This window comes from Achromobacter sp. SIMBA_011 (assembly GCF_046535435.1).
Classification (GTDB): Bacteria; Pseudomonadota; Gammaproteobacteria; order Burkholderiales; family Burkholderiaceae_B; genus Achromobacter; species Achromobacter dolens.
Map to the genome: position 1 here is coordinate 132,166 of NZ_JAWRWN010000009.1, position 23,161 is coordinate 155,326.

28 protein-coding genes are annotated in these 23,161 nt (G+C 66.9%); 22 read left to right on the top strand and 6 right to left on the bottom strand.

Annotation, left to right across the window (positions count from 1 at the left end; translation table 11 throughout):
* Positions 1–41 precede the first annotated feature (41 nt).
* A complete protein-coding gene (locus tag SB816_RS24880; protein ID WP_054501334.1) occupies positions 42–653 on the bottom strand; it encodes a glutathione S-transferase in 612 nt (203 codons plus the stop codon).
* Positions 654–814: 161 nt separating this feature from the next.
* Here SB816_RS24880 and purB point away from each other — a divergent pair, with 161 nt between their 5' ends.
* Together purB and SB816_RS24890 are read left to right on the top strand one after the other, a co-directional pair.
* Positions 815–2,191, top strand: coding sequence for an adenylosuccinate lyase (gene purB, locus SB816_RS24885; protein WP_410547672.1), 1,377 nt, complete (start codon positions 815–817; stop codon positions 2,189–2,191).
* A gap of 56 nt (positions 2,192–2,247) precedes the next feature.
* Positions 2,248–2,706, top strand: a complete 459-nt coding sequence (locus tag SB816_RS24890) for a c-type cytochrome (RefSeq protein WP_006393799.1) — start codon at positions 2,248–2,250, stop codon at positions 2,704–2,706.
* Positions 2,707–2,815: 109 nt separating this feature from the next.
* On the opposite strand, the gene SB816_RS24895 is transcribed toward SB816_RS24890, so the two are convergent.
* The 3 genes from SB816_RS24895 to SB816_RS24905 all read right to left on the bottom strand — a co-directional run bounded on the left by SB816_RS24895 (position 2,816) and on the right by SB816_RS24905 (position 5,068).
* A complete protein-coding gene (locus SB816_RS24895) occupies positions 2,816–3,508 on the bottom strand; it encodes a cytochrome b/b6 domain-containing protein (RefSeq protein WP_054501332.1) in 693 nt (230 codons plus the stop codon).
* A gap of 87 nt (positions 3,509–3,595) precedes the next feature.
* Positions 3,596–3,877 (bottom strand): hypothetical protein, encoded by a 282-nt coding sequence (locus SB816_RS24900; protein WP_116791106.1) that lies wholly within the window; start codon positions 3,875–3,877, stop codon positions 3,596–3,598.
* 828 nt (positions 3,878–4,705) lie between these two features.
* Positions 4,706–5,068 carry a hypothetical protein gene (locus tag SB816_RS24905; RefSeq protein ID WP_410547673.1) on the bottom strand — a complete coding sequence of 121 codons (363 nt, stop codon included), beginning with the start codon at positions 5,066–5,068 and terminating at the stop codon, positions 4,706–4,708.
* Between the two features lie 106 nt (positions 5,069–5,174).
* Between SB816_RS24905 and SB816_RS24910 the strand changes: the two genes are divergently transcribed.
* From SB816_RS24910 to SB816_RS24925, 4 genes are all read left to right on the top strand, one after another.
* Positions 5,175–5,681 carry a GNAT family N-acetyltransferase gene (locus SB816_RS24910; RefSeq protein ID WP_054501330.1) on the top strand — a complete coding sequence of 169 codons (507 nt, stop codon included), beginning with the start codon at positions 5,175–5,177 and terminating at the stop codon, positions 5,679–5,681.
* Positions 5,682–5,835: 154 nt separating this feature from the next.
* On the top strand, positions 5,836–6,567 hold the full coding sequence (locus tag SB816_RS24915) for a DUF3053 family protein (RefSeq protein WP_410547674.1): 732 nt from the start codon (positions 5,836–5,838) through the stop codon (positions 6,565–6,567).
* A 43-nt stretch (positions 6,568–6,610) separates the two neighbouring features.
* The gene (locus tag SB816_RS24920) at positions 6,611–7,714 is read left to right on the top strand and encodes an AI-2E family transporter (protein WP_054501328.1); all 1,104 of its coding nucleotides are present in this window, start codon (positions 6,611–6,613) and stop codon (positions 7,712–7,714) included.
* A gap of 150 nt (positions 7,715–7,864) precedes the next feature.
* Positions 7,865–8,089, top strand: a complete 225-nt coding sequence (locus tag SB816_RS24925) for a hypothetical protein (RefSeq protein WP_054501327.1) — start codon at positions 7,865–7,867, stop codon at positions 8,087–8,089.
* A gap of 66 nt (positions 8,090–8,155) precedes the next feature.
* Here the strand turns inward: SB816_RS24925 and SB816_RS24930 are convergent, their stop codons facing one another.
* Together SB816_RS24930 and SB816_RS24935 are read right to left on the bottom strand one after the other, a co-directional pair.
* Positions 8,156–9,964 (bottom strand): DUF4153 domain-containing protein, encoded by a 1,809-nt coding sequence (locus SB816_RS24930; RefSeq protein ID WP_410547675.1) that lies wholly within the window; start codon positions 9,962–9,964, stop codon positions 8,156–8,158.
* Positions 9,965–9,968: 4 nt separating this feature from the next.
* Positions 9,969–10,730: a helix-turn-helix transcriptional regulator gene (locus tag SB816_RS24935; RefSeq protein WP_054501326.1), complete on the bottom strand. Its 762-nt coding sequence runs from the start codon at positions 10,728–10,730 to the stop codon at positions 9,969–9,971.
* Between the two features lie 323 nt (positions 10,731–11,053).
* On the opposite strand from SB816_RS24935, the gene SB816_RS24940 reads away from it, so the two are divergent.
* The 16 genes from SB816_RS24940 to SB816_RS25015 all read left to right on the top strand — a co-directional run bounded on the left by SB816_RS24940 (position 11,054) and on the right by SB816_RS25015 (position 23,126).
* Positions 11,054–11,311 carry a hypothetical protein gene (locus SB816_RS24940; protein WP_054501325.1) on the top strand — a complete coding sequence of 86 codons (258 nt, stop codon included), beginning with the start codon at positions 11,054–11,056 and terminating at the stop codon, positions 11,309–11,311.
* Between the two features lie 825 nt (positions 11,312–12,136).
* Positions 12,137–12,730: a hypothetical protein gene (locus SB816_RS24945; RefSeq protein WP_049072533.1), complete on the top strand. Its 594-nt coding sequence runs from the start codon at positions 12,137–12,139 to the stop codon at positions 12,728–12,730.
* A gap of 10 nt (positions 12,731–12,740) precedes the next feature.
* Positions 12,741–14,216 carry a DUF3383 domain-containing protein gene (locus tag SB816_RS24950; protein ID WP_269874587.1) on the top strand — a complete coding sequence of 492 codons (1,476 nt, stop codon included), beginning with the start codon at positions 12,741–12,743 and terminating at the stop codon, positions 14,214–14,216.
* A gap of 13 nt (positions 14,217–14,229) precedes the next feature.
* The gene (locus SB816_RS24955; protein WP_026384175.1) at positions 14,230–14,670 is read left to right on the top strand and encodes a phage protein; all 441 of its coding nucleotides are present in this window, start codon (positions 14,230–14,232) and stop codon (positions 14,668–14,670) included.
* A gap of 3 nt (positions 14,671–14,673) precedes the next feature.
* A complete protein-coding gene (locus SB816_RS24960; protein ID WP_175142258.1) occupies positions 14,674–15,123 on the top strand; it encodes a phage tail assembly chaperone in 450 nt (149 codons plus the stop codon).
* Between the two features lie 26 nt (positions 15,124–15,149).
* A complete protein-coding gene (locus SB816_RS24965) occupies positions 15,150–15,308 on the top strand; it encodes a DUF6889 family protein (RefSeq protein ID WP_006393814.1) in 159 nt (52 codons plus the stop codon).
* Positions 15,301–16,977 carry a phage tail protein gene (locus tag SB816_RS24970; RefSeq protein ID WP_410547676.1) on the top strand — a complete coding sequence of 559 codons (1,677 nt, stop codon included), beginning with the start codon at positions 15,301–15,303 and terminating at the stop codon, positions 16,975–16,977. Before SB816_RS24965 ends, SB816_RS24970 begins: the two co-directional genes overlap by 8 nt.
* On the top strand, positions 16,970–17,569 hold the full coding sequence (locus tag SB816_RS24975) for a phage baseplate protein (protein WP_054501320.1): 600 nt from the start codon (positions 16,970–16,972) through the stop codon (positions 17,567–17,569). Before SB816_RS24970 ends, SB816_RS24975 begins: the two co-directional genes overlap by 8 nt.
* A gap of 9 nt (positions 17,570–17,578) precedes the next feature.
* A complete protein-coding gene (locus tag SB816_RS24980) occupies positions 17,579–17,878 on the top strand; it encodes a phage baseplate plug protein (protein WP_054501319.1) in 300 nt (99 codons plus the stop codon).
* A 1-nt stretch (position 17,879) separates the two neighbouring features.
* Complete coding sequence (locus tag SB816_RS24985) at positions 17,880–18,908, top strand: phage protein (protein WP_231132908.1); 1,029 nt, start codon at positions 17,880–17,882, stop codon at positions 18,906–18,908.
* 34 nt (positions 18,909–18,942) lie between these two features.
* Positions 18,943–19,686 carry a Gp138 family membrane-puncturing spike protein gene (locus tag SB816_RS24990; RefSeq protein ID WP_054501318.1) on the top strand — a complete coding sequence of 248 codons (744 nt, stop codon included), beginning with the start codon at positions 18,943–18,945 and terminating at the stop codon, positions 19,684–19,686.
* Positions 19,687–19,694: 8 nt separating this feature from the next.
* The gene (locus SB816_RS24995) at positions 19,695–20,048 is read left to right on the top strand and encodes a hypothetical protein (RefSeq protein WP_054501317.1); all 354 of its coding nucleotides are present in this window, start codon (positions 19,695–19,697) and stop codon (positions 20,046–20,048) included.
* A complete protein-coding gene (locus SB816_RS25000) occupies positions 20,045–21,226 on the top strand; it encodes a baseplate J/gp47 family protein (RefSeq protein ID WP_410547677.1) in 1,182 nt (393 codons plus the stop codon). Before SB816_RS24995 ends, SB816_RS25000 begins: the two co-directional genes overlap by 4 nt.
* 1 nt (position 21,227) lies before the next feature.
* Positions 21,228–21,893, top strand: coding sequence for a DUF2612 domain-containing protein (locus SB816_RS25005; RefSeq protein WP_116791064.1), 666 nt, complete (start codon positions 21,228–21,230; stop codon positions 21,891–21,893).
* 13 nt (positions 21,894–21,906) lie between these two features.
* Entirely contained in the window at positions 21,907–22,941 is a 1,035-nt protein-coding gene (locus SB816_RS25010; protein ID WP_410547678.1) for a hypothetical protein, read from the top strand.
* 2 nt (positions 22,942–22,943) lie between these two features.
* Positions 22,944–23,126, top strand: a complete 183-nt coding sequence (locus SB816_RS25015; protein WP_144658069.1) for a hypothetical protein — start codon at positions 22,944–22,946, stop codon at positions 23,124–23,126.
* Positions 23,127–23,161 lie beyond the last annotated feature (35 nt).

Genomic DNA, 23,161 nt, shown 5'->3' on the forward strand with positions numbered 1-23,161 from the left:
GCGAGGCGGCCGGAGCGTTGCGGGTGGGCGCCGGAGGCGCGTCAGGCCGTCTTGGGGATGGTGTCCACGAACGACTGGCGCTGCGACAGCTTGTCGTACAGGCGCGCCAGGTTGGGGTGGTTGGCGCGCCAGTCGAGTTCGGCGAAGCGCAGGTCCAGGTAGCCCAGGGCACAGCCCACGGCGATGTCGGCCAGGCTGTAGTTGATGCCCATGCAGTGGGCGTTGTCGCCCAGGCTCTTGTCCATGGCGTCCAGGCTGGCGCGGATCTTGCCGTACTGGCGTTCGATCCATTCGGGGCTGCGCTGCGCCTCGGGGCGCTGCTTTTCCTTGACGATGGTGACGCACGCATCCAGCAGGCCATCGGCGATGGCTTCCCAGCACTTGACGGCCGCGCGATCGCGGCCCGGCTGCGGAATCAGGCGGGCGACGGGGGACAAGGTGTCCAGGTATTCGACGATGACGCGCGAATCGAACAGGGCGCCGCCATCTTCCATGACCAGGCAGGGCACCTTGCCGAGGGGGTTGTACGTTTGGATCTGCGTGTCGGCGGACCAGACGTTTTCGAGTTCGAGCCGGTAATCCAGCTTTTTCTCGGCCATGACGATACGCACCTTGCGCACGTATGGACTGGTAAGCGAGCCGATCAGTTTCATGGATTCACAAGCGGAGTCGGAAAGCGGCCGAAGTATAGCAGGCCGCATGACGGCCAAACCGTCCGCGGGACGGAATCCCGTCCAGTTTGCCACAATGTTGCGCGGCCCTGAATGATAAAATCGCCGGGTTTTCCCATCCGCCGCTTTTTCTTTCCCAGACCATGCAAATCGCCGACCAGCTTAGCCAACTTAACGCCCTTTCGCCACTGGATGGCCGATACGCCTCCCGCGGCGACGCGCTGCGCGGGCTGCTCTCCGAGGCCGGCTTCATGGCGCACCGCGTCGAAGTCGAGGTGGCCTGGCTGGTGGCCCTGTCCGATGCCGGCCTGCCCGAACTGCCCGCCTTCTCCCAGGAAGCCCGCGCCCGCCTGCAGCAACTGGTGCGCGACTTCTCCGAGGCCGACGCCGCCCGCATCAAGGACATCGAACGCGTCACCAACCACGACGTCAAGGCGGTTGAATACTGGCTCAAGGAAAAGGTCGCCGACCACGCCGAGCTGGCCACCGCGGCCGAATTCATCCATTTCGCCTGCACCTCCGAGGACATCAACAACACCTCGCACGCGTTGATGCTGTCGCGCGCCCGCAGCGAAGTGGTGCTGCCGCGCCTGCGTGAAATCGCCGCCAAGCTCAACGACATGGCCGTGGCGCAGGCCAACCAGCCGATGCTGTCGCGCACCCATGGCCAGCCTGCGAGCCCGACCACGCTGGGCAAGGAATTCGCCAACGTCGCGGCGCGCCTGAACCGCGCCATCGCCGCGGTCGAAGCGGTCGAGCCGCTGGCCAAGCTCAACGGCGCCACCGGCAACTACAACGCCCACCTGTCGGCGTACCCCGAAATCGACTGGCCCGCCTTCAGCCAGCGCGTGCTCGCCGGCCTGGGCCTGACCCAGAACCGCCACACCATCCAGATCGAACCGCACGACTGGATGTCGGCGCTGTTCGACGCCATCGTGCGCGCCAACATCATCGTGCTCGACCTGGACCGCGACATCTGGGGCTACGTTGCCCTGGGCTACTTCAAGCAGCGCCTGAAGGAAGGCGAGGTCGGTTCGTCGACCATGCCGCACAAGGTCAACCCGATCGACTTCGAAAACTCCGAAGGCAACCTGGGCCTGGCCAACGCCGTGCTGCGCCACCTGTCCGACAAGCTGCCGATCTCCCGCTGGCAGCGCGACCTGACCGACTCCACCGTGCTGCGCAACCTGGGCGTGGGCCTGGGCTATTGCCTGGTGGCCTGGGACGCCTGCATGCGGGGCCTGGGCAAGCTGGAAGTCAATACTGCCGCGATCGACGCCGACATCGACGCCTGCTGGGAAGTGCTGGCCGAGCCGGTGCAGACCGTCATGCGCCGCTATGGTCTGCCGCAGCCGTACGAACAGCTCAAGGCCTTGACGCGCGGCAAGGGCATCACCGAGGAAGCCCTGCGAGAATTCATCCAGGGCCTGGCCCTGCCGGACGAACCCAAGGCGCGCCTGCTGGCGATGACCCCGCGTTCGTATATCGGCCTGGCCGCGGACCTGGCCCGGGCGGTATAGTCGCCTTGCCGCGCGCCGGGCGCGCGGCATTCTTGTTGTACTTACGGGAGATTGCAATGAAGAAGTTGTCCACGCTCGCCGCGCTGGCCTGTATGACCGTCGGGTCGCTGCTGGCGACCTCGGCCCAGGCGCAGTTCGCCAAGCCCGAAGACGCCGTCAAGTACCGCCAGTCGGCGCTGACGCTGATGGCATCGCACTTCGGCCGCATGACGCCGGTGATCAAGGGCCAGGCGCCCTACGACGCGGCCCAGATCAAGGCCAACGTCGAAGTGCTCAAGACCCTGTCGGCGCTGCCGTGGACGGCTTTCGGCGCGGGCACGGAAGGCGGCGATGCCCGTCCGGAAATCTGGAGCGACGCGGCCGGCTTCAAGCAGAAGCAGCAGGCGTTCCAGGACAACATCGTCAAGCTGTCGGCCGCCGCCGACGCCGGCGACCTGGACAAGCTGCGCGCCGCCTTCGGCGACGTGGGCGCGAGCTGCAAGGCCTGTCACGACGCCTACCGCAAGAAGAAGTAAGCCGGCCGCGCCCTCCGTGGCGCATCCGTCGCATGCGAAAAGCCCCTCGAACGAGGGGCTTTTCTTTTGGCGCGCGGTTTGGTTGTCGGGCCCTGCGCGAGCCGGACAGCTACGAGAACGACATGTCCGCGGCGATCTCCAGCGAGCGAATCCACAGCACCAGGCCGGTGACACAGGCGCCCAGGATCAGGGCGCGCAGCCAGATTGCGAACCCGTCCTGGGTCGGCGGGGTGCCGGCCGGGACGTCTTTCGGGTCGACATTGCCGGTGATGATGGCGCGCACCAGCCGCTTGCGCCGCACCAGCGCGTACCAGGCCACGGCCAGCAAGTGCAGGGCGACCAGGCCGATGATGACCCATTCGTTGAGCTTGTGCCACGAGGTCAGCAGGCTGGCGGTGGATTCGCTGACGTGACCGAACAGCGGGCCCTGGGTCATGATGTCGTCGGTAGTGAACAGGCCGCTCACGGCCTGGAAACCGATCACCAGCAGCAGCGCCAGCACCGACAGCGCACCCAGCGGATTGTGGCCGGCGGGCGCGGCCGCGCCCTTGAGGTAGCTGGCCACCGCGCGCGGGCCGCGCACGAACTGCGCGAAGCGCGCATAGCGCGGGCCGACAAAGCCCCACAGCAGGCGGAAGATGATCAGGCCCAGCGCGACGCAGCCGAAGCGCACATGCCAATCCATGTACAGACCGCCCAGCTTGACGCTGACGAAGGCGCCGACGATACAGACGACGAGCGCCCAGTGGAAGAGGCGGGTGGGAAGGTCCCAGATGCGGATGGCAAGCCGGTTGTTTTGCATGATGGTCGGGCGATGACTGCGTTGCCTGCGACTTTATCACGCACAAATGAAGCCGCCGCGGCATGACCGCGGCGGGTTTGCGCTAGCTCAGCGAGCGGCGCGACGCACCGGTTCGATGCGGTGCACGTGCTCGTGACGGAAGCGGATGCGCTGGCCGGGCGCCTTTTGCGCGACTGCCCCGCACGGCACCACTTCGGTGGTGTACGTGGTCGTGCCGTCGATCGGCGCGTTGAAGATCACGGCGGCGCGAATGGCGGGGCCGTGGGCCGGTTGCAGATAAACGATGTCGCCGATGTGGATCGGCATGTTGTCCAGCTTGGTATGGGCCGGGCGTCGGATCAGGTCCGAGGTCGTGAAACGAGTATTCATGGTGTTGTTCTCTTTCAAGTTCTTGTTATGGGATTGCCGTGCATTGCATGCCGCGAGGACCGGGCGCGGGCGTTGTCGCGTCGCGTCCTGTTCGCGTGCCGAGTCATGCATGACACTAACGCATCTCCGTTGCCGGCGTTTTGCGCATTCTCATGGTTTGCGTTGCGCGTCACGCCGGTGGCGGAGGTACTGACCGCGGGCATGCGCCTGCGGCTTGTTGCCGGGCCGCGTCGGTCAATGACGGACGGCGTTCCTGGCGGGCGGTGGCGTTGGGTCGCCGCCGCGAATGGGTTACTGCGGGGTTACTGCGGGGTTACCGCGGGTTGCCGCGGGTTTACCGCGCCGATAAGGCCGCGGATAAGGGTTTTCGATCAGGCCGAAACGATCAGGCCGAAATGATCAGAAAACTGCAATGTTTGTCGTAAGACGAAAACCTGGGCGGGATGATCTTGCCATTCATCATGATGGCATCAATCGAGTCTGCGTTGTTAGGGTTATCTGTCGCAGAACGGATAAAACCGGACCCAGGGAAGGATTTCTTGCAAGCGCCCGGCAAGCGGGCCAAATGCCAAATGCGTGGCAAAGCGAACAACCGAAAATCAGGCCAATATCGGGCCAGTCAGTTGGGCAACGATAACGATGCCAATCGGGCAGCTCTATATGAGCCAAATATATGAGCCGCTTCCCGTACTTTTTCCAGCACTTTTCGGCTCAATCAATGAGTCTATATCTAGTTCCGTGATTTTGCAAGGGTTTTTGGATGGAGCAGGCATGTCGCACCGAGAGGGAGCGCGGGCGAGGGGGCGTCGACACGCCTGCGATTCCCTGTCAGTGGCTGGTGGGGCCCGCCGCCTGTCGCTGGGCTTCGATGATCAGGCCTTCCAGCCGCGGCGACATCCGCAACGCGACCTGGGCGGCGGTCGAACCGTCCGGGCGCGTGTCGGTCTCCAGGGCCAGTTCGACGCGTTCGCCATCAAAGGCCTCGGGGGCGGCTTCGATCTCGACATAGCGCTCCAGCAGCGCGTCCACAGCCTTCTGGGCGTCGGCCAGCGCTTCCTGGCTCAGGCGGCCGGGGCGCAGGTACTGGTTGGCCACGCGCGCCAGGTCGCTCATGAAATACAGCAGCGCGGCGGCGCCGCGGCAGTCGGGCTGGGCAAAGCCCCAGGTGTCGGGGGAAACGTCTTGAGTCATTCCGTGGGATGGCTAGGAGGAAGGGCGGCCCTGGCGGGCCGGCAAACCGACATTCTAGGGGGTAACGACAGGCCCCGCCCGCCTGCCTGGGGCATACTGACGCCCCATGATCCGACGCGCCCATCCTGCCGACCTTGCTTTGCTGCCCGACATCGAGCGCTCCGCCGCCGAGCGCTTTCTCGGCACGCCCATGGCCTGGGCGGCCACGGGGGAAACCCTGCCAACAGCGACGCTGGCGCATGCGGCCGCAGCGGGATTGCTGTGGGTCGCGGCGGACGCCGGCGACCGGCCCGTGGGATTCGCGCTGGCGCAACCGATGGACGGCGACCTGTTTCTGTTGGAAATGTCGGTCTCCAGGCCTTGGCAGGGCCAAGGCCTGGGCGGCGGGCTGCTGCGCGCGGTGGTCGCGCGGGCGGCGGGGGAGTACGACTCGGTCGTCCTGACGACGGACCGGGAATTGCCCTGGAATGGCCCGTTCTACCGGCGGCACGGTTTTGTCGAAGTGCCCGCGGCGCAATTGACGCCGACATTGCGCGCGCGGCTGCGGGAAGAGGCGGCCGCGGGATTCGATCCTGCCCGCCGCTGCGCGATGCGTTTGGCGTTGCCCGATTGAGCGCGCCGGGCCGCCTGTGTCATATCGCTTCGATGGCAACAAAATCCGCCCGCCGGCGGCAGGCGGCGGATGCTTCGGGATAATCTGGCCGGGGGCACCGGCCGCGTGGCGGGCCGATAGCCGCGCGGCAACGGACTACGCAAGGAGCAAGGGCATGGCAATGCTGCGGATCTGCCTGGCCACCCTGGCGGCGGCCATGGCGTTGGTGCTGACGGCTTGCGGCAATCGCGAGCCGCAGGAGCGGGCCGCCTTCATCGGTCTGCTGCAGCAACGTATCGCCGCTGGCGCGCTGGCGCCGATCGGCGCGCTGAGCGAGGCCGAGTCGGACGCCATCGGCCGCTATCGCGATGCCTATGCGGTCATCACCGACTTCCAGGACGCCCTGGCCAAGACCGCGACGTCGCTGGGCCCGGTGCTGGCGGCCGAGCGCATTCAATCGGTCGACGACATCGTGCGGCGGCGCCAGGCGCTGAGCGACGCACGCGTGACGCTTGCCGACAGCGCTCGCGGCTTGCAGGCTGCCCGGGCCCGCGCCGACACGGCGCGCGGCGGCATGGAGCTGGCGCCGGATCTCGCGTCGGTCTACGACGGTGTGTACGACGAGGCGGTCACGGCCCCCGCGGCCGAGTTGCTTGACGCCGCGGGCAGGATGGACACGGTGGCGCGCGAGGCGCTGGGAGTGGCCGACTTCGTTGCCACCCATGCCGGCGACATCACGCTCGCGGACGGGCAGGCCAAGGTCGCCACGCCATCGCTGCAGCAGGAGCTGAATCGGCGGTTGCAGGGCCTGAATGCGCAATCCGGGGCGCTGGAACAGGCCCGCGCCGTGGTGGCGCGGCAGGCCCCTGGGCACCGGCCTCTAGACAGGCCGCCGGCAGGCCCTTAGTACAATGCGGGTCTCGCGGCGCATGCCGCGCCTTGGACGGAACATGAGCCAATCCTCAAGCTTGCATTACCGGACTTTCCTGCTCCTGCTGGTGGTGGTCTCCATCGCGTTCGGCTGGTTGCTGTGGCCGTTCTACGGCGCGGTGTTCTGGGGCGCCATCCTGGCCATCCTATTCGCGCCGCTGCAACGGCGGCTGGTGCCGCGCATCGGCGGAAGGCGCAACCTGGCGGCCCTGATCACGCTGGCGCTGGTGCTGCTGCTGGTGATCCTGCCGCTGGTGGTCATCAGCGGTTCGCTGGTGAGCGAGGGCGCGAACCTCTACCAGAGCATCAAGTCGGGGCAGATCAACTTCGGCGCCTACTTCCAGCAGGCCATGGAGGCGTTGCCGCCTTCGGTACACGACATTCTGGCGCGGTTCGACCTGGCTGATATCCCCAGCCTGCAGGAAAAGCTCAGCGCGGGCGCGATGCAGGCCAGCCAGTTCCTGGCCACGCAGGCCCTGAGCATCGGCCAGGACACGTTCCAGTTCGTGATCAGCTTCGGCATCATGCTGTACCTGTTGTTCTTTCTGCTGCGCGACGGGCCGCAACTGGCCCAGCGCGTCAAGCGCGCGGTGCCGCTCAGCGACACGCACAAGCATCACCTGTTCCGCAAGTTCACCACGGTGGTGCGCGCCACGGTCAAGGGCAATATCGCGGTGGCGGCGTCGCAGGGCGCTTTGGGCGGCATCATTTTCTCCATCCTGGGCATCCAGGGGGCGCTGCTGTGGGGCGTCATCATGGGCTTTCTGTCGCTGTTGCCGGCGGTGGGCGCGGGGCTGATCTGGGCGCCGGTGGCGATCTATTTCCTGCTGACGGGCGCGACCATCAAGGGCGTGGTGTTGATCGCGTTCGGCGTGCTGGTGATCGGCATGGTCGACAACGTGCTGCGTCCGATCCTGGTGGGCAAGGACACCAAGATGCCCGACTACGTCGTGCTGATCTCGACACTGGGCGGCATGGCGCTGTTCGGCCTGAACGGCTTCGTCATCGGGCCGCTGATCGCCGCGTTGTTCATGGCCTCCTGGGACCTGTTCTCGCCTCCCGCCGAGGCCGTCGTCGAGCCGGCCGAACCGTCGCCCCCGCCCTCGCCCGAGAAGGCGGATTGAAGGCATTGCAGCCGGTCAAGCCGCCGTCAGCGCGGCCGGTGTAAGGTTGTGATGGCGCCGGTCTTCGCGGGCCGGCGCCACGCGCCAACGCCGCTGCCGGCCGCACGCCGGCAGCGCGCCTTTCCTTCTCTTACCAGGAGCACGTCGGATATGGACTGGAAACTGCACAAGTCGGGCTGGATCGAAGAACGCAACTTCGACATCGAACTGGCCGAAACCCCCGAGGGCTACCACGCCCGCGTCCGCGTCTTCGGCTTTCCCGTGCTGGAAGACACCAAGAACGTGTTCCCGAATGAGGCGCTGGCGGAAAAGGGCGCGCTGACCTTGCTCAAGAGCCAGTTCGCCGGCACGCCGGACCTGGAAGAAAAGCCGTAACCTTCATGCCCGAGGCTGTCGGCGCGACGCGCACGAGCTGCCTCGGGAGCGCCCGCCCCACGCCGTTCAGCGCAGTGGCAGGCGGCGCCCGCCGACGATCAGGTCGCGATCCTGGCGTGGTTCGGTGCGCACCTGGCCTTGCGCCAGCGCATTGACGATGTCCACGTCCGGACCGTGTTCGGACTTGCGGTTGCTCTTGGAGGACACGAGGCCCCACGTGTCGTCGCCCAGTCTTTGATAGGTGAGGAACGCTTCGTAGCCCCCCGCGCTGGCATCCGCACGCGGCGGTATGTACAGCACCAGGTCGTCGTTGCCGAGGCCGGTGATGTCCGCGTGGATCAGCCAGCAGCGCGCGCCGCCCAAGGCCGGATTGTCGGCCGCGGCCTGTTCCGCTCGCACGCACCTGTCTGCCTCATAGGGATTTTCCGCCGCGGCGTAGCGCCACCAGGCATCCGGCACCGGGCTGCCCGGCGGATACGCCTGCAGGTTGGCCGGCTTGGCCGGGGAACGTTCCCGGGATGTGACTCGCGGCCCCCAATCATGGTACTGACCCTTCAGGGCGTCGGCGGCCGCCGTTGCAATCCTGGGGGATTGCGCCTGGGCGGCGCCCTCGGCCAGTTTGCGCATGGCTTGCCGGCCGTATTCGCCCCGGTCGCGCGCGGCCGAGAGATAGCTGAATTCTTCCGGAGGAATGCGCCCGTCGATCAGGCGTTGCACCTGGCTGTGGACCTCGATTCGGTCGGGGCTCAGCAGCGGCGTGTTCGCCAGGGCCAGCATGATGAGCGCGCAGAACGCCGCGACGATGTTGGTGCCGCCCAGGATCGTGTGGAAGCGCCGCGCCGCCAACGCCGCCCAGGCATAGCCCAACGCGTACAGCGTCAGCAGGATCGCAGCGTAAAGGCCCCAGATGCGTGGAACGGTCCAGCCGTACTGCTCGATGCGCACCACCAGGCCGTACAACGCCACCAGCGCCAGCGGCAGCAGGCCGATCGTCGCCACGCGCAGCACCGCGCGCAGGCGCGGGCCGAAGGGCGGGGCCTGCGGGCTGTCCTGCCAGGCGGAGTTGATGAGCTTGATCCACAGCGCGCTGAAGGCGATCAGCGCGCCGGCCGACAGGGCGCCCGCCTGCAGGTCCAGCGTCAGCCGGGCCGCCAGCGCCAGCACGAAGGCGATACCCACCAGCGCGACCAGCGGCAGCAGCCACGCGGTCAGCGTGAGCCACGAACGCTGCAGCGTGTCCGCCAGTTGCGGGCGGCGGTGCACGCCCACCAGGCAGACCGCCAGCACCAGCGGCATGACGCCAAGCAGGAAGCGGGTGGATTTGACGACCTGGCCGACCGCGGCGATGCCGATCATGCCGAACATGGCGCTGGCGGCCCAGAACAGCAACCAGACCGCCAGGGTCAGGCCGCCCGCCAACGCCAGTTTGACGGTATTGCGCCACGCGGCGCGGAACACGGCGGGATAGTCCCAGCCGGGTCGGGATGGATCGAGCGCCTGGATCAGCGGCAGCAGCATGAAGCCGCTGGCGGCGGTGATCAGCGTCGCCAGCGACCGGGGGCCGCTGTCGGTGTAGGCGGCGGGCTGCCAGCCCTGCAGCGTCACCAGCCCGTAGGCATTCAGCGCCGGCAGGGCCACGCCGTAGGCCGCCAGCGCCAGCAGCCAGCGCCTGCCCGAACGCATGCCCGCCAGCATGGCGCCGGCCAGTGGCACCAGCCAGATCCATTGGATCGCGAAGAGGGTGGCGAACGGGTTGTGCCATGGCCACGCGCGGTTCAACAGCGCCGCATGCAGCGCCAGGGCCAGCAGTGCGCCGAGCGCGCCATGGATCAGGATTGTTTTCTCGGGCGCCGACAGGCGCGATGGGATTGCCATGGGGCTAGAAGTCCTCGCTGCGCCAGACCTTCAGCACGCGGCCGAAGACCTCGAAATCCATGCCTTCGGTGATGTCCCAGGCATCGTACTTGGTGTTCTCGGATTTGGCCCGGACCACGAGGCCGGCGGCGGTGGGGATGCGCTGCAGCCGCTTGATGAAGCCTTCGCTGCCGACGCGAAAGAAATAGATGGCGTCGTATTCGACGGCCTGCACGCCACGGTCGACGATCAGGGGATCGCCGGGATTGAACATGGGGCGCATGGAGTCGCCGAACCCGGTGACGATGCACAGGTTCTTCGAGGCGGAAAAGCCGCGCACGTTCTTCTGCAGCCATTCCGGGCTGACGTTCCAGCTCTGGATGACGCCAGGTTGGTCGCGCAGCTCCAGGCCGTTGCCCATGGCGCCGCCGGTGTCGAACTGCGCGATGAGGACGTTGCCGTGGTCGGGCCGGCCCAGCCGCGCGGGGTGAAAGGAGGCAAGCCGGCCCGTGGGCTCGTCGGCCACGACATCGGGCGAGAGTTCGCGCCACAGATCGGGGTGCGGCAGGTCCATCCAGTGGGCGGGCTGGCCCAGGCCGGCGGCCAGCCTGGCGGCCAGCGCGTCGCCGACCCGGCGCGGGTTTTTGTCGCGCCTGCCCTGGAACCCTTGAAGGATCTGGTCGAGGTATTTGCGACTGACGCCAGCGCGTTCGGCCAGGCGGTCGACGCCCCCGGCCTCGTGCACGGCGTATTTGAGGTTGTTCAGTCGTATCGAGCGGATGTCCATGGTAGCGATAGTAGCAATCCGCTACCCGAAAGTACAGTAGCGATTCGCTGTTGATTTTTCGGTAGCGACTCGCTACCATGACTTTCATCCCGGAGATAGTCGGGCCGACCGCAAGTCTTCGATCAAGCGGCTTGCGGCTTGTGCGGATACGACGGGGCTGGCCGCCACGTCCGTGGCGATGGGGGGGGTGACCGGCATGTGGCCCATTCATCGCTACCAAGGTAGCGATTTTCACCCGCCAGCCTTTCCGGGGACATGACGAACGGCAAGCTTGCATCAAGGAAAAAAAGCATGGATAAGCGTCTTGGCGGGGAGGCATCCCGATGAAATATGCAACCGAAGTGCTGGACCTCATGGCGGCGGCGCCGGGGCGTCCGTGGCGCATGGCCGAACTGGTGCGCGGCGCGTCCGGCGCACGCGAGCTGACGCGGCGCGAACGCAACGCAATGCGACAGGCGATCCTGCGCGTGCTCGAAGCCCTGCACGAGGGCGGCCAGGTGGCCCGCATCGAGCATGCGCGCAACTCGCTGACCTACGTCTGGGGCGAAGTGCGACGCGAGGGGGATTGCCTGCACGCCTGATGCGGCGGCAGAATGCATCCATGTCGTCGCGCTTCCCGCCGACGATCCGTCCAGGCGCCGATGCGCTGGAATGCTGGAGAATCAGGCCCGCTTACCGCGGGCCTTTTTTATGAGAGGGTACGTTCGTGTGAACGCGCCGTCAGTTATCGGCGCAACGCAGTGCGACATGCCGGGATTGCTTCGGCGGCAGACGGTGCGCGACAATTCGTTCATGGCGTTGCGGTTCATATCGACGCCCCTTGCAGGCAGCAACAAGTACGCGGCGAGTACACCGAAAACACCGCAGGCAACAAGCGGATCGCGACAATCGAGCAGTAGCAAGTAGCAAGTAGCAAGTAGCAAGTAGCAAGTAGCAAGCAAACAGCAAACAAACCAGGCCCGCCTACAGCGGGCCTTATTTATGAGAGGGTACGTGTGCCCGGCCAACGCGCCGGAAGGCGGATGAATCGCCGGATGCGCGTCCCTCATGTTCTTCGCAGTTCTCCGATACAGGCTCGCCACTGGCGGGCCTTTTTCATTTGCGCGCCCCGCGTTCTCTTCGAGAGCGCGGGGCGTTTTGTTAGGCGCCGCCCGCAAGGCGGCGCCCAGCGGCCTGCCGCCTCGCCGTTCCTTCCATGACCGGGCCTTTCTCCCGCCCGCGGTGACCTGGAATGGCTCGAGGCGGCAGCCCGGTGGGCGACAGCCGGAATCCGCCGCAACCCGGCCGCACGCATCACGCAACGCGGCACCGCGCCGATGGCGCAGCAAAGTCGGCGTTCCGCCTCCAGGCCTCTGGATTCCCCCAAACCCGCCCTCGGGCATCTCAACACGACAAAGGAGCGACGCATGGCGAACAGTTCGGCCACCGGCGGCTACCTGGCGCCGATCGCCATTTCTCCGCCCCTGGAGGATGCCGAGCTCGAGGCGCTGTTCCAAGGGTTCATCGCCGGCGTGGCCGGCCTGCCCCTTGACCTGGTTCGTACGCGCTGGCCTGCCGCCGGCGTGGAACCGCCCGCGCAGACCGAGACCTGGTGCCTGATGGACATCCGGTCGCAAACCGCGGACGCCGGTCCGGTCGTCACCCACGACCCGGCCGGAGAAGGATCTGATTCATACGTTCGGCACGAACACATCGAGGTGCTTTGCTCGATGTTCGGGCCGCGCGCGCTGCGCCACGCGGCGCTGCTGCGCGACGGCGCCGCCGTGCCGCAGAACCGCGAGCCCTTGCTGGCGCAAGGCATGGCGGTGAGCGGCGCGGGGCCGATCGTGGCCATGCACGAACTGGTGAATCAGCAGTGGATACGGCAGTTCGACATGACCCTGCGTTTTGCGCGCCGGGTCGCGCGCAGCTATCCGGTCCTGAATCTCCTGTCGGCGCAAGTCACGACGCATGCCGCGTCGCTGTCCCCGACGGACAACATCAACCACCTTGCAGATTAAGGGATTTACCATGGCTAATGGATTGCCGGTATCACGCCTGATCAACGTCACGATCAACATGTCGCCGCTCGCGGCGCAGGGCGCGAGCCTGAACACCGCCCTGCTGCTGGGCTCGTCCGCGGTCATCGACACCGGCGAGCGCATGCGCTCCTATGGCGGCATCGACGCCGTGGCCGCCGACTTCGGCACCGGCGCGCCCGAGTACCGCGCGGCCCTGCTGTACTTCCAGCAGACGCCCCAGCCCTCGCAGTTGTACATCGGCCGCTGGGCCAAGGGCGCGACCTCGGCCACGCTGCGCGGCGCCGTGCTGTCGGCCGCCGAGAAGCAGATGTCGGCATGGTCCGCGGTGACCGCGGGCGCCTTCACGCTGACCGTCGACGGCACCGCCAAGACGGTCAACGGCCTGGATTTCTCCGGCGCCACCAACCTGAACGGGGTCGCGTCGATCATCTCGACGGCACTGGCGTCGGCCTCGGTGCTGTGGAACGGCTCGCAGTTCGTCGTGACCTCTAACACCTCGGGCGCGACCTCGACGCTGGGCTACGCCACGGCCGCGGGCGCCGGCACCGACATCTCGTCGATGCTGGGCCTGACCGCGGGCAAGGCCTCGGCGCCCGTCGCCGGCATCGTGGCCGAAACCCCGGTGGACGCCGTGTCGCTGTTCCTGGACCGCTTCGCCAACAAGTTCCTGGGCCTGGCCTTCGCCGATGCCGACATCACCGACGCCCAGCACCTGGCCGTGGCCGGCCTGATCGAGGCCGACCAGCGCCACCTGTACGGCGTGTCGACCCAGGCGCCGCAGGTGCTCGATCCGACCCACCACGACGACATCGCCAGCCAGTTGAAGGCGCTGAAGTACAAGTACTCGATCGTGCAGTTCTCCAGCGCCAGCCCGTACGCGGTGGCCTCGCTGCTGGGCCGCCTGCTGACGGTGAACTTCAACGCCAACAACACCACCATCACGCTGATGTACAAGCAGGAGCCCGGCATCGTCGCCGAGACCCTGAGCAGCAGCCAGGCCGACACGCTGGCAGCCAAGAACTGCAACGTGTTCGTCAACTACGACAACGACACGGCCATCATCCAGTACGGTGTGACGCCCAGCGGCATCTTCATCGACTCGGTCTACAACGCGATCTGGTTCCGCAACCGCGTCCAGACCGACGTCTACAACCTGCTGTACACCAGCCCGACCAAGGTGCCGCAGACCGACGCCGGCAACCAACTGATCGCCTCGGTGATCGAGGCCGCGTGCGAGGCCGCCGTCAACAACGGCTACCTGGCCCCGGGCGTGTGGAACTCGGCCGGCTTCGGCGCCCTCAAGCAGGGCGACACGCTGGCCAAGGGCTACTACGTCTACGCGCCGGCGATCGCCACCCAGTCGCAGGCCGACCGCGAAGCGCGCAAGGCCGTCCCGTTCCAGGTCGCCGCCAAGGAAGCCGGCGCCATCCACACCGTCGACGTTCTGGTCACGGTCAACCGCTAATCAGGAGTAGCAGATGTCTACCTATTCGTTCGCTGATATCAGCGCCAGTCTCGTGGGCCCGGGCGGGGCGATTTCGCTGGGCTCCGGCTCGGGCGTGGCCGATGAGGGCATCGCCATCGCCGCCAAGGCCGAGAAAAGCGCCATGACGGTGGGCGCCGATGGCGAGGTCATGCACACGCTGCGCGCCGACAAGAGCGGCACCGTGACGCTGAGCTACCTGAAGACCTCGCCCGTCAACGCCCAGCTGCAGGCCCTGTACGACGCCCAGTCGCTGGACAGCCGCCTGTGGGGCAAGAACCTGATCACCATCACCAACCCGGCCACGGGCGACGTGACGGCGTGCCGTTCGTGCGCCTTCAGCAAGAAGCCCGACCTGACCTACAAGAAGGACGGCGACGTGGTGAAGTGGACCTTCGACGCCGCGAAGATCGACACGATCCTGGGAACCTACTAAGCCATGTCGCAGGAACTTGATCTGAACGGCCACCGGTACTCCATCGGGAAACTGAGCGCCAAGCAACAGTTCCACGTGTCGCGCCGCATCGCTCCGATCGTTCCTACGCTGATCCCCGTGTTCGTCCGCCTCGCGGCGGGCGGGCGCGGGATCACCGAGGATCCGGGCGGCATGGCCGATGTCCTGCAACCGCTGGCCGACGGCCTGGCGGCGATGAAGGACGAGGACGCCGACTATGTGTTGGACACCTGCATGCAGGTGGTCCAGCGCCGGCAGGAGCATGGCTGGACCGCCATCTGGTCGGCAAGCCAGCGCGTGCCGATGTTCCAGGACATCGACCTGGCGGTGATGCTGCCGCTGGCGGTGCGCGTCATCGTGGCAAGCCTCGGGCCTTTTATTCAAGGGCTGCTTACCAGCCAGACCGGCAGCCCCGAGGCGACACAGGCTGGCTGAAGAGCCTGCCCGGTGGCGAGGACTGGTTGCTGGCGCCAGTCCTCGAGGGGCTCTGCAAGTACGAGTCCCTCAAGGACGGCACCCTGGACCTGGCCGACATCGCGCTGCTGAACGACGCGTTGTCGGTGCGGGCAGACAACAAGGCGGAAGCGTACCGCCGCCACATGGCAGAAAAAAATGGCTAATACAACCGTGCCCATCGACCCGTCGGGGTTGATCGGCATATTCAAGATCGACAAGGACGACCTGAAGGACCTCAAGCAGGCGGTCGGCGACTCGCGCAAGCAGAGCCTGGCCGACGCGCTGGCGGTGTTCGCGGGGCGGGCCAAGAGCGTTGTCGACTTCGCCGAAAACAAGATCGCCCAGTTCGAGCAAGGCTATTTCGCCGCCAAGCTGGGCGGCACATCGGGCCGGGACATGCGGGCGCTGGAGGCGGTGGCGCAGGACTTCGGAGTCTCCGTCGAAGCGATGCGCAACAGTACCCAGGCGCTGCACCGCAACGTGCGCGACGATCCCAAGATCGCCGCGCTGCTGGAACAGCTGCACATCTCGTCGAGCGATGGCGCGGGCGCCCAGCGCAACAGCGCCGACCTGATGCTGGAGCTGAGCGACGCGCTCAAGCGCATGGATCCGGCGCAGGCCCGGGCGACGGGCCAGAGCCTGGGGCTGGAACCAGGCGTCATGGAAGCCCTGCGCGATCCCGAGTTCGGGCAGCGCCTGTCGGTGCAGCGCGATGCCCAGGAAAACAGCACCGTCGAGGCGGCCGGTGAACGCGCCCATCAGTTGATGGGCACCATCCGTGAATTGAGCGGCTCCGTCAACGCGATGTTCGCGCAGGCGCTCCTGACGATGGGCCCGAAGCTGCAGGAGACGCTCGACGGCATTTCGGCCTGGTTCAAGGAGAACGGCCAGACGGCCGGCAAGCGGCTGGGCGAGGTCGGCAATTTCGTGCTGTCGATCATGTCGTTGCTGGGGCCGGTGATCAGCCTGATCACCTGGCTCGACGGGCTGACCGGGGGCTTGAGTTCGCAGCTCCTGGTGCTGGTCGGCGGCTTCCTGATGTTGGGCGGCGGTGGCGTGGTGGGGGCCTTGATGGGCCTGGTCTCGCGACTGGGCGGCATGCGCTCGATCATCGGCGGGCTGGGCACGCAGCTGGCCGCGCTGCCTGGCCGGATCAGCGGCTTTGTGAGCCGTGCCTGGACGGCGACCAGCAATTTCGTGGGCGGCGTGTTCGGCAGAATGACCTCGATGGGACGGACGGTCGTCACCCAGATGGGCAACATGGCCAGCGCGGTCTGGTCCTGGATGGGAAATATGGCCGCGCGCGGCGGCGCGCTCGTGGTCGACAGCGTCAAGGCGGCCGGCGCCACCGCGTTGCAATGGGGGCAGTCACTGTGGGCCTCCGCCAGTTCGTGGATCGGCCGCATCGTCGACGGCGCCAAGAGCCTGGCCCGCGGCGTGGCGATATCGCCGGTGGCGGCGGGAGTGGGGCTGGGCCTGTATCCCAGCACGCTCGGGGACGGCACGCTGAAGTCGCTGCAAGGCGACAGGGGTGTGGGTCTCGGGCAGCAGGAGCCGCGTGTCGACGGGGCCGCAGGCATCTGGCAACCGCCTCCCATGGACGGTGCCCGGATCGAGCCGTGGCGGGATTACCACTCCGGTTTCGCGCTTGGCGAAGCGGGTGGCGCCGCGCTGGCGCCGCCGGCCGCCGCCGCGCCGGTGTCGGTCAATGCCACCACCACCATCTACGTCAATGGGTCGGCCGATCCTGGCGCGACCGGAGCGGCCGTGGCCAATCAACAGAGCCGGGTCAATGCCGACCTGACGCGCAACCTGCAGGGTTCCTATGACTGACACGAATTTCACGGGCACCGACATGGTGGGCCTGCTGTCGAAGAAGATCGGCGACATCGTGGTGCAGGCGACCATCACCGAGTCGCACGACGATACGCTCAAGATCACCAGCCATCCGGTGGAGTCGGGCCCCTATGGCCGCTCGGCGATCAGCGACCATGCCTTCAAGCTGCCGCTGTCGCTGACCATGAAGTGCGCCTGGAGCAATGCCTCGTACGAGGCATTGCGCGGCGCCCGGGCCAGGGACGTGGCCAATGGCAAGGCGGCCGCCGACGACTACGCCACCGCGATCTATTCGCAGCTGCTCAATCTGCAGGAGTCGCGCGAGCCGGTGGATGTGATCACCAGCCGGCGCCGCTACAGCAGCATGCTGATCGAGAAGATCGCGGTCGAGAACAGCCGGGAGACCTCCGGCGCCGTGTTCGCGACCGTGACGCTGCGCGAAGTGATCGTGGCGCAGACCCGCAGCACGTCGCTGCCGCCCTACGCACACCAGAAAGAGAAGGAAAAGACCGCGGACAGGCAGAACCTGGGCGTGAAAGCGTCCCGGCCCGCGGCCGCGCCCAACGGCGGCTCGCTGCATTGGAACTAGGAGATCCGCATGAACTACTTCGAGATACCTCTGTCGCCGATTCCGCAGGTGTTCGCCATCTCGCTGGGCGGTGACGACTACCGGCTGACGCTGCAGTATCGCGAGGGCTGGATATTGGACGTGGCCGATGACCTCGGCCAGCCGCTGGTGTCCGGCATTCCGCTGGTGACGGGCCTGAACCTGCTGGGGCAATACCGGCACCTGGGCTTTGCCGGGGGCCTGCGCGTGACCGGGGCGGAGTCGCCCGACGACGCGCCGACGGCCACCGACCTGGGCCGTGGCGCCAAGCTCTACTGGGTGGCGGACTGACATGGCGGACACGACCACAATGGAGCCGATCGCCGTATACGGCGATCCGGTCGATGACGATGAGGGCGTGCGCCAGTGGGGCCGGAAGGTGTCGCTGATCGTCGGCGACGAGGAGGCGCTGGATCTGTCGGCGCTGAGCTTCAGCTTCGGCATCAAGCGCAACGACGCCAAGTCCCCCAACACCGCCACCATCAAGGTGATGAACGCCAGCCGTGAAACCGCCAGCCTGGCGCAGCGCGAATTCACCCGAGTGGTGCTGCAGGCCGGCTATGAAGGCAATTACGGCGTGATCTTCCACGGCAACGTGGTGCGCGCCAAATGGGGCGGCTCGGGTGACACCGAGACCGTGCTGGAAATCACCGCGGCCGATGGCGACAAGGCCTACAACTTTGCGGTGGTCAACGCCACCGTGCCCAAGGGCAGCGACCGCGCCGACAAGGTGCGGCTGCTGTGCTCGGCCATGAACCCCTACGGCGTGCGCCAGGGCTACGTGCCCGACCTGGGCGGCAAGAAGTCGATCCGCGGGGCCGTCATGTCCGGCATGGTGCGGGACTACCTGCAGGATGTCTGCGGCAGTGCGAACACCTTGTGGAGCATCCAGGACGGCAAGGTGGTGGTGGTTCCCGAAACCGCCTATGTGCCGGGTTCGGTGCCCGTGCTGTCGCACGACAGCGGCCTGGTCGGCATGCCGGAGCAGACCGAGAAGGGCATCAAGCTGCGCATGTTGCTCAATCCCAGCATCCGCGTGGGCGGCCTGGTCAATCTGGACAACAGCCGCATCGCCGAGTATGGCTTCCAGGCCCGCTCCGAGGGCAAGGGCGCGAACGAAATCGATCGCAGCGAGCAGCGCCGCATCAGCGGCGACGGCTACTACTACGTGATGGAAGTCGAGCACCGCGGCAACACACGCGGCGACGAGTGGTACACGGAGGTCCTTTGCCTGGCCACCGACGCCACCCTGTTTCCCGGCGACCTGGGGCGGGCCGGCGCCGAGGGCGACGCGGCCCAGCCTGCCGCCGTCGTCAAGTAGCGCACGGCCAGGTCCTATCTCAGCAGGAAGATTCATGAACCGACTTGAGACTTTGAACGATCCGCAAGCCGCGATCGGCGCGGCGCTGCATGGCGCGCTGGCGCAGACCTGGACCGCCATGCCGGCGATCATCGGCGCCTTCGATCCGGTGGCGATGACGTGCACGGCGCAACCGGCCATCCGAGCGCGGGTCAAGACGCCCGAGGGCCGGCAGCACAGCATGGCGCTGCCGCTGCTGGTGGATTGCCCCGTGTATTTCCCATCGGGCGGCAATTGCACGCTGACCTTTCCGGTCAAGCCGGGCGATGAGTGCCTGGTGGTGTTTGCCTCGCGCTGCATCGACGCCTGGTGGCTGTCTGGCCAGGTGCAGGACCAGACCGAGATGCGCATGCATGACCTGTCCGACGGCTTTGTCTACGTGGGCGTGCGCTCGCAACCCCGTGTGCTGCCGGCGGTCAGCACCAGCGCGACCCAACTGCGCAGTGACGATGGCTCGACTTTCCTGGAGCTGGACCCGGCCGCCGGCAAGGTGAAGATCGTGGCGCCGGGCGGCTTCGACGTGGTCGCGCCGGTGTCCGAGTTTTCCGGACAGGTGCTGGTGAACGGCCTGCTCAGCTATCTGGCGGGACTGGTGGGCAGCGGCGGCCAGGGCAACACCGCCCAGATCACCGGCGTGCTCAACGTGATCGGCCAGATCCTGGCCAACGGCAAGCGGGTCGATGACACCCATACCCATACCGCGCAAGGCGCCAACGCGGTGACCACGCCACCCAACTGAGGATTCCTATGCGTTACCGAAAACTGGACGCCGATGGCGACTATTCATTCGGCTCGGCACGGGCCGATTTCCACCGCGATTCGGCCGAGGCCGTGGCGCAAGCGGTCAAGACCCGGCTGATGCTGGCGCGCGGCGAGTGGTTCCTGGACGTGACCGAAGGCATGCCCTGGAACGGCGAAGTGCTGGGCAAGCAGCCCCGCGCCAGCTACGACTGGGCCATCCGCCAGCGCATCCTGGGCACCGCCGGCGTCACCGACCTGGCCGAGTATTCGAGCCGGCTCGACCCGCAAACCCGCGGCCTGAGCGTGACGGCATCCATTTCAACCCTTTTCGGCACGGCCACTGTGCAGGCGGCATTATGACGATTCTTTCCACAGCCCCGGTCATCGACGCCGCGGGCATCCGTGCGCCGAGCTATGGCGAGGTGCTGCAGTATTTCAAGGAACAATATCGCGGCATCTACGGCGCGGATACGTACCTGGAGGCGGACAGCCAGGACGGTCAGTTGCTGGCCGTGTTTGCCCTAGCCATTCACGAGGCCAACTCGGCGGCGATCAGCGTCTATAACGCTTTCTCGCCTGCCACCGCAGCCAACGCGGCGCTGTCGAGCAACGTGAAGATCAACGGCCTGGTCCGCGGCGCGGCGACGCGGTCCTCGGTGGACCTGCGCATCGTGGGGCAGGGCGGCGTCACCATCATCGACGGGGTGGCGATGGATGCCAACCGCGGCCGTTGGCAATTGCCGGCGAGCGTGACGATTCCGCCGGGCGGCGAGATCACCGTCACCGCCCGGAGCCAGGCGCTGGGCGCCGTGACCGCCCCGGCGGGCACTATCAACCAGATCGGCACGCCGACGCTGGGCTGGCAGTCCGTCACCAATCCGGCCGCCGCGACGCCGGGCGCGCCGGTCGAGAGCGACGCCGCCCTGCGCGTGCGGCAGGCCCGTTCCGTGGCGCTGCCGTCGCGCAGCGTGCTCGAAGGCACCATCGGCGCGGTTGCGTCGGTGCCGGGAGTCTTGCGCCACGCGGCCTTCGAGAACGATGGCGCGGTGGCGGACGCCCATGGGCTGCCGCCGCACAGCATCGCCCTGGTGGTCGACGGCGGCGACGCGGCGCTGATCGCCCAGGCCATCGCCGCCAAGAAGACGCCCGGGACGGGCACGCATGGCACCACCACGGTGGTCGTGACGGATATCTACGGCATCGCGCACCGCATCCGGTTCTTCCGGCCCACGATCGTGCCGCTGGCGGTCGACGTGCAACTGCGGGCGTTGCCCGGCTATACCACCGCCATCGGCGTCGCGGTGCAGCGGGCGGTGGCGGATTACGTCAATGGCGTTCCGATCGGCGGCGGCGCCAGCGCGTCGGTGGAGTGGGCCGACGCCATCTCGGCCGCCAATGGCGTGGCAGGCAATGGCACGTTCAAGATTTCCGGCCTGACCCTGCGCAGTCCCGCGGGCAGCGGCACGCCCGACGTGTCGCTGGCCTTCAACGAAGCCGCCGCGGCGACGCCGGACGACGTGAAACTCACGGTGACCTGATATGGCCAACACAGACGACTACATCGGCCGGCTGTCGGCCTATCACCGCGCCAGGCCCCGGTTCAAGGCCACCGTGGCCGCGCTGTGCGACGCTGCGGCGGGCGTGCGCGAGCTATACGGCAGCATGCCGGCAGCGTTCGACCTGGACCTGGCCATTGGCGCCCAGCTCGATGCGGTGGGACGCTGGGTGGGGCTGGACCGGAAGGTCAGAACGCCGATCTCCAATGTGTATTTCTCGCACGACATCGACGGCCTGGGCTTCGACCAGGGCGTGTGGCAAGGCCCCTTCGATCCGGACAGCGGCCTGACCGAGCTGGACGACGATACCTACCGGCTGCTGCTGCGGGCCAAGATCGGGGCGAATCATTGGGACGGCACGCTGGAGACTTCGGCCGCCATCCTGGACCGCATCTTCGGTGGCGGCACGCACGTGTTCATCCAGGACAACGGCGACATGTCGGTGGATATCGGCGTCGCCGGCGCGCCGCCGTCCGCGCTGTTCCTGGCGCTGCTGACCGGCGGATACATCCCGCTCAAGCCGGAAGGCGTGCGCATCAGTTACTACGTCATCCCCTCGGAAGAGGGGCCTCTGTTCGGTTTTGACGTTCAAAACCACTACATCTCCGGGTTCGACGGCGGACTCTGGGGTTCGCTTTTTGCCGGTTGAATAAGGACATTCCGTGGCTATCAATCAGATTCTTCCCTTCGGCACCGTTCCCGGCGCCAATGTGCTCGCGCCCGCCGACTACCAGGCGTTGGCCGCCCGGCTGGGCGGCTTCTCGGCCGGCACGGCCAAATCGAAGGAACTCAACACCGTCTGGCGCCAGGCCTCGTTCGTGGCCGCCATGATCGGCCAGTACATCGCCGACAAGGCCGGCCAGGACGTGCTGGACGACGGCGACCTGGCGGCGCTGCAGGCGAAGTTCGTGGCGGCGCTGGCGGCGTCGCCGGCGCTGACCGGGACACCGACCGCGCCGACGCCGCCTTCGGGCGACAACACGGCCAAGTTGGCGACAACGGAATTCGTGCGTGCCGCGCTTGGCGATATTGCTATTCCTAGACGTGTGACTATCACTTCGACACAGGACTGGCCTATTCCGCCTGAATGGCGTGGCAAGGTGGTTGATGCTTTTCTCGTCGGTGGCGGCGGCGGTGGGGGAGGCAGTGCCGCAGGCTACGACACTTGGGGCGGTGGCGGTGGTGGTGGCGGCGCCGCGGGTGAGTGGAAATGGGTTCAGGTTCGGCTGCCGGATGCCGCGACTATTCCAGTGACAATCGGCGTGCCTGGAAAGGGGGGCGCTGCTGGCGGTGATGTAGGGGGCAACGGTGGAGCCGGGGGGGTAACCTCGCTTGGCTCACTTGCGTCTGTGAGTGGTGGTTTTGGTGGCGGAGCGGCCGGTGGCTCGAACTATACGGGCAGGCCGTTCCCTGGTGCCGGGGCCGTGGGCGCGGGTTCGGGTACGGGAGGCTCCGCGACGATGACTTTCGGTGTGTCCGGCAACGGCGGCTGCGGTGGAAGTTCGCCGCTCGGTCGTGGCGGTGCAGGGGGGGCCCGTTCCGGTCAGGCAGGGACGCCCGGCGCTGTTGGCAATCCTTCGCCGGATGGCAATTCCGGTGCCGGTGGCGGCGGCGCCGGCGGTGGCGTTGGCTCTGGGGGGAACGGCAATCTAGGAGGTGTCGGCACGGCCGGCGCGATTATTATTCAAAGGGCATGAGCATGCGTACATTCATTCAAATTCTCGACGGCAAGGCGCACTGGAAGTTCCAGGCTGAAAACGCGCCTGTATTTTCCGCCTCCATCGTGTTGGTCGACGTGACTGGCGTAACGCCCGAACCCGAAGAAGGTTGGGCCTACGCGGATGAAACGTTCACTCCGCCCGATACTCCTCTGCCCGGCTAGCCGGATTGCGCATTATCAGGCTTGCTCTTTCATGA